The sequence below is a fragment of the Psychromonas aquatilis genome (genome assembly GCF_038155185.1).
In the GTDB taxonomy this organism is placed as follows: Bacteria; Pseudomonadota; Gammaproteobacteria; order Enterobacterales; family Psychromonadaceae; genus Psychromonas; species Psychromonas aquatilis.
Genome location: NZ_JBAKAZ010000083.1, coordinates 1 through 8,666, shown reverse-complemented (window position 1 = coordinate 8,666; position 8,666 = coordinate 1). Strand labels below are relative to the sequence as shown.

7 protein-coding genes are annotated in these 8,666 nt (G+C 37.2%); 6 read left to right on the top strand and 1 reads right to left on the bottom strand.

Features of this window, described 5'->3' with window-relative positions:
• Positions 1–688 precede the first annotated feature (688 nt).
• From V6256_RS14150 to V6256_RS14135, 4 genes are all read left to right on the top strand, one after another.
• Positions 689–1,906: an ammonium transporter gene (locus V6256_RS14150; protein WP_341598876.1), complete on the top strand. Its 1,218-nt coding sequence runs from the start codon at positions 689–691 to the stop codon at positions 1,904–1,906.
• A gap of 156 nt (positions 1,907–2,062) precedes the next feature.
• Entirely contained in the window at positions 2,063–2,689 is a 627-nt protein-coding gene (upp, locus tag V6256_RS14145) for a uracil phosphoribosyltransferase (RefSeq protein WP_341598875.1), read from the top strand.
• Between the two features lie 88 nt (positions 2,690–2,777).
• The gene (locus V6256_RS14140; protein ID WP_341598873.1) at positions 2,778–4,040 is read left to right on the top strand and encodes a uracil-xanthine permease family protein; all 1,263 of its coding nucleotides are present in this window, start codon (positions 2,778–2,780) and stop codon (positions 4,038–4,040) included.
• Between the two features lie 92 nt (positions 4,041–4,132).
• Positions 4,133–6,547 carry a DNA polymerase II gene (locus tag V6256_RS14135; RefSeq protein ID WP_341598872.1) on the top strand — a complete coding sequence of 805 codons (2,415 nt, stop codon included), beginning with the start codon at positions 4,133–4,135 and terminating at the stop codon, positions 6,545–6,547.
• A 35-nt stretch (positions 6,548–6,582) separates the two neighbouring features.
• Here the strand turns inward: V6256_RS14135 and V6256_RS14130 are convergent, their stop codons facing one another.
• Positions 6,583–7,635: an aldo/keto reductase gene (locus V6256_RS14130; protein WP_341598871.1), complete on the bottom strand. Its 1,053-nt coding sequence runs from the start codon at positions 7,633–7,635 to the stop codon at positions 6,583–6,585.
• Between the two features lie 351 nt (positions 7,636–7,986).
• On the opposite strand from V6256_RS14130, the gene V6256_RS14125 reads away from it, so the two are divergent.
• Positions 7,987–8,223, top strand: a complete 237-nt coding sequence (locus tag V6256_RS14125; RefSeq protein ID WP_341598870.1) for a PA3496 family putative envelope integrity protein — start codon at positions 7,987–7,989, stop codon at positions 8,221–8,223.
• 218 nt (positions 8,224–8,441) lie between these two features.
• Positions 8,442–8,591: a hypothetical protein gene (locus V6256_RS14120; protein WP_341598869.1), complete on the top strand. Its 150-nt coding sequence runs from the start codon at positions 8,442–8,444 to the stop codon at positions 8,589–8,591.
• The last annotated feature ends 75 nt before the right edge of the window (positions 8,592–8,666 follow it).

The following is an 8,666-nucleotide window of genomic DNA, read 5'->3' as shown; positions in this document are numbered from 1 at the left end:
AGCAACGGACTGTTAATCCGTGTGTCGCTGGTTCAAGCCCAGCAAGAGGAGCCACTTTTAAAAGCCTGAATAATTTGTTCAGGCTTTTTTTTATCAAAAATTTAAGACTTAAAGAATGGCTGAGTCTTATTGGTAGAGGGGAGATATACTGTTAATCCTTTGTAATTATTCAGTACTAAAGAATTACTCTTTAGCTTAGTTGGTAGAGCGATAGATATACTATTAATCCTTTGCAATGATTATTCAGTAATAAAAATTTCTTTCATCTAGATGGTAGAGCGATAAAACGCTGTAAACCCAGTTTGTGACTATTTAAAAAGGCATTCTCTTTAGCTTTGTTGAAGCATTAACCATCCTGTTAATTCCTTTTGTCATTACCCATCAACATTTCTCCTTTGTTTCGTAACTAAATAAAAATACACTATTAATGTGACTTCCCCGACTTCAAATACCAAAGAAAAGCTTCTTTAAGCTTCCGAATAATTTATTTAGGTTAATTTAAATTCATTGTAAAAAAAGTAACTCTTCTTTAGTAAAAAAATTAAAGTGAATTTTTATAAGTGCTATTTTTTATGGAATAACCTTATTTTTCATCAAAAAAGAGCTTAAAAATTCAAAAAAGTAATGTTATCCAGACTTTTTATCGGGTATTGTTCTGAAAATTTTTTAAGGATATTAAGGAAACTGTATGGACTCAGTACAAAATCACGTAACAGCATTAATCAGTAGTGCGGATACTTTATTTATATTGTTAGGCGCAATTATGGTATTTGCTATGCACGCTGGATTTGCTTTTCTAGAAGTTGGTACTGTTCGCCACAAAAACCAAGTCAATGCATTAGTTAAAATTATGTCTGACTTTGGTGTCTCTGCACTTGTTTATTTCTTCTTTGGCTATTGGTTAGCCTATGGTGTTACTTTTTTTGATAGCGCCTCTATTTTAGCTGAGAATAATGGCTATGAATTGGTTAAGTTCTTTTTCTTGATGACCTTTGCAGCAGCAATACCAGCCATTATCTCAGGTGGAGTTGCGGAGCGTGCACAGTTTAATCCTATGTTAATTGCTGCTGCACTGTGCGTTGGTTTTGTTTATCCCTTTTTTGAAGGGTTAATTTGGAATGGCAATTATGGATTCCAAGACTGGTTAATTGCTAACTTTGGAGCAGGCTTCCATGATTTTGCTGGTTCAATCGTGGTTCATGCCGTTGGTGGTTGGATCGCTTTTGCTGCGATTATTGTTTTAGGCAGCCGAAATGGTCGTTATCGTAATAATAAAGTCGTTGCTTTTGCCCCATCAAATATACCGTTACTGGCGCTTGGTGCTTGGATTCTTTCAATTGGCTGGTTTGGTTTTAATGTTATGTCGGCTCAAGCAATTGAAGGAATCAGTGGATTAGTCGCTATTAACTCATTAATGGCGATGGTAGGCGGCATTATTAGTTCATTGGTGATTGGCAAAAAAGATCCAGGGTTTATCCATAATGGTCCTTTAGCTGGTTTAGTTGCAGTTTGTGCAGGCTCTGATGTAATGCATCCTATTGGCGCGTTAATGACAGGTTTAGTCGCTGGTGGTCTATTTGTTTGGGTGTTTACATATGTACAAAATAAATATGTAAAATTTGATGATGTATTAGGTGTATGGCCATTACATGGCATTTGTGGCCTATGGGGAGGCCTAGCGGCTGGTATCTTTGGCTTAGAATCTTTAGGTGGTTTGGGTGGTGTTAGTTTTACCAGCCAGCTAATTGGTTCGATTGCTGGTGTAGCCATTGCTGTTGTTGGTGGCTTTATCGTGTACAAGCTGGTGAATAGTTGTTCCCCAATTCGTTTAGAAGAAGAAGATGAATTTAAGGGGGCAGACCTAGTCATTCATAAAATAGGTGCCACTAACTTGAATAACAACTAATTAGATATTCTATTAATAAATTCAAAAGGCTAAGAAACTATTCTTGGCCTTTTTTACATAAAAAACAGTAATTTTTACATAAAGCCATATTTTTTATTTATAATGATGCTGCTTATAACTGACTCGTTCTATATCTACCCATTGGAGACTACTAACATGAAAGTACTTGAAGTAAAACATCCCCTTATTCAACATAAATTAGGTCTATTACGTGAGGCTGATATCAGTACTAAACGTTTTCGTGAATTAGCGCGCGAAGTCTCGAGCTTATTAACCTATGAAGCGACCAAAGATTTATCATTAGAAACGGTTACTATTAAAGGCTGGGAAGGTGATATAGAAGTACAACAAATTGCAGGTAAAAAAGTAACAGTTGTGCCTATCTTGCGTGCAGGTTTAGGTATGATGGACGGTGTTCTAGATTATATTCCAAGTGCAAAAGTAAGTGTGGTTGGTATCTATCGTGATGAAGAGACATTAGAGCCTGTTCCATATTTTCAAAAGTTAGTAAGCCAAATTGATCAGCGTATGGCATTGGTTGTAGATCCTATGTTAGCGACTGGTGGTTCAATGATCTCAACCCTTGATTTAATTAAAAAAAGTGGTTGTACAGATATTAAAGTCTTAATTTTAGTGGCGGCACCTGAAGGGCTGAAAGCACTAGAAGAAGCACATCCAGATATTGAAGTTTACACCGCTTCTGTGGATTCTCATTTAAATGAGCATGGTTACATTGTCCCTGGCCTAGGGGATGCTGGTGATAAAATATTTGGCACTAAATAAACGCTTAAATTAACATACCAAGGTTAATATGAGCCTCTATTAACCTTTTTATTTGCTTGATCGATTAAATAAATTAAAAGGAATTTTTATGCAAGGAAGTGACTCTTTTAAGCTACCTGAAGACATTACTGAGAACTTTAATGTATTCCAACAAATGTTGGCGGGCTCGCAAATGTTATTTGTCGCCTTTGGCGCATTAGTTTTAATGCCATTAATAACAGGCTTAGATCCAAATGTTGCACTATTCACTGCAGGTATCGGGACCCTTTTATTTCATTTAGTGACAAAAGGACAAGTGCCAATTTTCCTTGCTTCTTCATTTGCTTTTATCGCACCTATTGCTTACAGCATTCAAACTTGGGGTATTCCCGCAACAATGTCTGGTTTATTTGCTGCAGGTATTGTGTATATGTTGATGTCGTCTGTGGTAAAACTAAAAGGTGTTGATTTTATTCATCGACTGTTACCACCTGTTGTAGTTGGCCCTGTTATTATGGTTATCGGCTTAGGTTTAGCCCCATTAGCTGTCAATATGGCCTTAGGTAAAACAGGTGATGGGAGCATGGTCTTAATCGATAAAGATACTGCAATGATTATCTCTTTTTCTGCGTTGATTACTACTTTGTTAGTCTCTACGTTAGCAAAAGGTATCTTTAAACTTGTACCTATTTTTTGTGGTGTTTTAGTTGGTTATGTTTTGGCATTATTTTTTGATGTATTAGATTTTACCCCTATTGCTAATGCAGCTTGGTTTAGTATGCCTAATTTTGTTGCTCCAGAGTGGAGCTGGCAGGCGGTTTTATTCATGGTGCCTGTTGCAATAGCACCTGCTGTTGAACACGTAGGTGATATTCTTGCAATTAGTAATGTAACGGGTAAAGACTATTTGAAGAAACCTGGTCTACATCGCACGTTATTTGGTGATGGTGCAGCGACCAGTGCTGCTGCTTTATTTGGTGGTCCACCTAATACAACTTACTCAGAAGTAACTGGTGCAGTGATGCTGACGCGTAATTTTAATCCTCGCATTATGATCTGGGCTGCGATCATTGCTATCGCCTTGGCTTTTGTTGGAAAATTTGGTGCTGTATTACAAACTATTCCCCCTGCTGTTATGGGCGGAATTATGATCTTACTATTTGGTACCATTGCTGCCGTTGGTTTAAGCACGTTAATTCGTCATCAAGTGGATCTATCTCAACCGCGTAACTTATGTATTGTCTCAATCGTTTTAGTTTTTGGTATTGGGGGGATGGCTTTAGGTGTGGGTTCATTCAGTCTACAGGGTGTTAGCTTATGCGGTATTGTGGCTATTGGTCTGAATCTGGTTTTACCTCGTCATAAAGCATAATCTATACAGCAAGAGGTTACTTACCTCTTGCTTTTTTGACCTTTTTAATAAAATGTGTGACGTTTTTAAGTAAACTGATCTAATATCACTTCATGAATGACACTTCCATAACCAGTTTATCTGGGTTAATTATCTCACGGCAACAAGTTGAAACGGCAAACGGCGTTGATCTTATCTTTTGGTTAAGTACTGAAAGAGGGCCTTGTCGCTTGGTTGTACCGCAACAACGTTATGTTTTTTTAATTGAACAAGCGCAATTAGCAGAAGCTGAAGCAATTTGGAAACAAGAAAACTGCACTCCTGACTTCCTTCGTCCTCTTGATATAAAAACTTTTAATGGCCAAAAAGTATGTGCTGTTTATACCTTTAAACAACAATTACATAAATGGTGTCAGGTTGCGTTAATGCAAAATAACATTGCAACTTATGAAGGTGATTTCAAATTAAGCGATCGCTTTTTAATGGAGCGATTTATATATGGTCTAGTCAAGGTATCGGGTGAAATTAAATGGTTAGGGCGTTATTGGTCATGCCAACAAGCCACCTTAAGCAGTGAAACCGATGTGCAGGTTATAAAGCAAAATACGCAATTAACAATGGTGTCACTGGATGTCGAGTGTAGTCCGCAAAGTGAGTTGTATAGTGTTGCCTTAAGTATGAATAATACCGGCGATATGAGTAGCGCACAGCACACGGTTATTATGATTGGTAAAAAACAACCTGTTGAAGATATCAATATCATTTGGGTGAAAAATGAGCGTGCATTGTTATTGCAATTAATTCATTGGTTTGAATGTTATGACCCTGACGCCATTATTGGTTGGGCTGTTGCTAACTTTGATATGCGTTTATTAGCGAAACGATCGCAAATTTTAAATGTGCCACTCACTATTGGTCGTGATGGTAGTGTCCTGAAGTGGTTAACACATAGAGATGATCCTGATTCTGGCTCGGCTATTTTGCATGGTCGTGTCATTTTAGATGGTATTGATGCTTTAAAAAATGCCAGTTTGCACTTCGAGAGCTATAGCTTGGAGTATGTTAGCCAAAGTTTATTTGGAGAAGGTAAGCTAATTGCGACAAACAGTGATAAGGGCTTAGAGATACAACGTCAATTTGAGCAAGAGCCGGTAACTTTAGCACGCTACAACCTGCAGGATTGTTTATTGGTTGAACGTATTTTCGAAGCTAAGCAACTTGCTGAATATGCAATTCAACGTGCTAGGTTAACGGGGCTGGCATTAGAGCGCCGTGGTGCATCAGTAGCTGCATTCACTAATTTATACTTACCTTTATTGCATCGTAGTGGTTATATCGCTCCTAATCTAGGGGATATTGAAGCACAGCACTCGCCTGGTGGATTTGTAATGGATTCACTACCGGGCCTTTATGATTGGGTATTAGTATTGGATTTTAAATCCTTGTATCCGAATATTATACGTAGTTTTAAAATAGACCCGATGGGCATGATTGAAGGGTTATTAGCACCTGAGGAAGAAACTATCCCTGGTTTTAGAGGGGCGAGGTTTAGCCGTGAACATCATCATCTGCCACGTATCTTAAATGAGCTGACTAGTGCAAGAGAACAAGCCAAAAAAGATAAAAATGATGCCTTTCAATACGCGATTAAAATTATCATGAACAGTATGTATGGTGTATTGGGATCTGCTGGTTGCCGTTTTCATGATACGCGTTTAGCTAGTTCAATCACCTTACGTGGGCACCAAATAATGCAACAAACGGCGCACTTTATTGAATCGAAAGGGCAACAAGTTATTTATGGTGATACTGATTCGACGTTTGTACATATTAAAGGGTGTAAAGACGTAAAAGAAGCTAACCAAATCGGTGAGCAATTAGCGCAACAAATTAATCAATATTGGGAAACATTACTACGTGATAAATTTGACCTAGATTGTTATTTAGAAATTGAGTTTGAAACTGCTTTTAGTAAATTTTTTATGCCAACACTTCGTGGACAAGATACAGGATCTAAAAAACGCTATGCAGGGTTAACGAGTACTGAATCTGGCGATAAAATGATCTTTAAAGGCTTAGAAACGGTGCGCTCTGATTGGACAGAGTTAGCTCAGACCTTTCAAAAGAGTTTATACCAAAAAATATTCGCTGACTTGCCGGTTGATGAATATATTATGGAGATCGTTGCGGCATTAAAAGAAGGGCAATTAGACGAACAATTGGTTTATTACAAACGCCTACGTCGTCCTTTAGCGGATTATATTAAAAATGTACCACCACAAGTGAAAGCAGCGCGATTAGCTGACCAACAAAATGCAGCCTTAGGTTTGCCTTTACGTTACCAACAGCGTGGCAGAATAGGCTACCTATTAACGATAAATGGGCCTGAGCCGCAAGAGTACTTGCATTCCGATATTGATTACCAACAATATATCGATAAACAATTAAAACCCATTGCAGAAGCAATTTTACCTGTATTGGGTAAAGACTTTAATCAAATAACATCAGATCAAATGTCGTTATTTTAAAGCGAGGCATAGGCAATACCTCGCTCTTTTATTGACTAAAAAGGAGCTGGGTATTTTTTCAATACCGCACTAATATCTGATAAAGCTTGTTCAGATAATGGCGCCTTAAATGCTTCAATATTCTCTTTCAATTGTGACATGGTCGTTGCACCAATAATGGTAGAAGTGACACCATCAACCTGATCACACCACTTTAATGCTAATTGAGCTGTGGTAATTTCATTTGCTTGAGCAATCTCTTGGTAAGCTTTAACTGCTGCTTCACTTTCTGGTGTGTCTCTAAATAAGCCATTACGCTGCTTAATGCTCCAGCGACTGCCTGGAGGGCACTGTCCATTGAGGTACTTACCGCTAAGCATGCCTGTTGCCAATGGCGACCAAGGTAAATAAGCAATATGTTCACGGACACAGTTTTCAATTAAGTAAGGCCAATCTTTGGCATGCAAAAGACTAAACTCATTTTGAATAGATACCATGCGTGGCAAGTTATATTGTTCGCTTAATTTCAAAAAGGCGTTAATTCCCCAAGGTGTATCATCAGATAAACCACAATGACGTATCTTTCCTGCTTTTACACACTCAGCTAACCCATGCAAAATATCTAACATAGAGTCCATTTGTTGGCTTGTGTCAGTATCTGAAAAGGCGTAAGAGTTTGGTGAATGTTTACCAAAATGTGGGCTGGTTCGATTAGGCCAGTGTAACTGGTAAAGATCAAGGTAATCAGTTTGTAAGCGTTTTAAAGAGGCATCAACAGAACTAATGACAGCATCACCCGTAATAGGGCCGCCTTCTCTAACCCAAGGTAAACCATTACCTGCAATTTTAGAGGCTAAGACAATATCTTTACGTTGATGAGTATGTCGTTTCAAATAGTCACCAATGATGCTTTCCGTTTTACCGTAAGTTTCAGCTGATGGTGGAACGGCATACATCTCAGCAGTATCGATAAAATTAATACCTTGCTCTAATGCATAGGCAATTTGTTGGTCTGCATCTTGTTGATTATTTTGTAATCCCCAAGTCATACTACCTAAACAGATACGGGAAACCGATTCACCGCTGCTACCTAAAGTTGAAAACTGCATATCTATCCTTTCTTTATTATTCTAAAAATAGAAGGGTAATGTAACTGCTTCTACTCTTTTTGTATATTATTGCTCAGTGTTAATTGCTTGGTTTAATTCATAAAAGGGTAACAATAAAAAGGTTAAATATGTCGAAAATACAGTTTAAAGCGCAATTTTTTAGTTAATTTAATTTAAATTAAAAATATTTATCGTATTTTTTCAAATAATAAGTTAAAAAGAGAAAAGTATGGTTCTTACCTAAAAGCCAGGTAAAGCCTCCCATACTAAAAACACTTTTTTTTTACATAATTTGTAGTTATAAATGCTGTTAAACCAGCGAAGCAAGACTGTCATGATTGGAGAATACATATGGCAAATACTAATAGAGACTCTCTACAAAACGAAGACGACATTCAAGATGGCGCTGAATTTTTTTCAGAAGATGATTGGGATGAAGACAATACATCAATGAAGAAAAAACAGTCTTTAATGAATGATCGTAAACGAGGCAAGGTTCGCCGTAGCATTGAAGAAATTAAAGAAAGAAGGCGTTTAAAAGAGTTGTTAGGCGACGACTTTGACGACCTAGACTATCTCGATAGTTAAATGATAAGTAGATAACATGAACGGTGAATGAGTTCCTTGAAAAAGCATTGATTGTTGATAGTTATTTACCATTGAAAAGGCTGATCGCGTATCAGCCTTTTTTATTACTAAAGTATCCTCTTCTGAGCGTCTTTTGCTATATCAACATAATCAATGATAACTTTGTTAGAGCAGTACTTTAGTTAAAATTTATTTGCCTTGATTGTTAGAGATAAAAAATGAAAAACATCACCTTACTACTGATTGCTGCCATTTATGGCTGTGCCATTATTTATTATCAATCGATACAATTATTACCGGTTATTTTTGTTTACTTAATAGTGATAGTTAACAGCGTTAGCTGTAAGCGTCTAGCAAAGCACACCTAGTATCAATTTTCTGATTGTTCAAAAATATCTGCTCAATAATAAATTCGGAGCAGATAATGCAAACTTACAGAACAA

Bases quoted from the DNA above. Each gene is read 5' to 3' on its own strand.
- upp (WP_341598875.1), top strand. From the start codon at position 2,063: ATGAAAGTACTTGAAGTAAAACATCCCCTTATTCAACATAAATTAGGT.
- V6256_RS14125 (WP_341598870.1), top strand. From the start codon at position 7,987: ATGGCAAATACTAATAGAGACTCTCTACAAAACGAAGACGACATTCAA.
- V6256_RS14140 (WP_341598873.1), top strand. From the start codon at position 2,778: ATGCAAGGAAGTGACTCTTTTAAGCTACCTGAAGACATTACTGAGAAC.
- V6256_RS14150 (WP_341598876.1), top strand. From the start codon at position 689: ATGGACTCAGTACAAAATCACGTAACAGCATTAATCAGTAGTGCGGAT.
- V6256_RS14120 (WP_341598869.1), top strand. From the start codon at position 8,442: ATGAAAAACATCACCTTACTACTGATTGCTGCCATTTATGGCTGTGCC.
- V6256_RS14130 (WP_341598871.1), bottom strand. From the start codon at position 7,635: ATGCAGTTTTCAACTTTAGGTAGCAGCGGTGAATCGGTTTCCCGTATC.
- V6256_RS14135 (WP_341598872.1), top strand. From the start codon at position 4,133: ATGAATGACACTTCCATAACCAGTTTATCTGGGTTAATTATCTCACGG.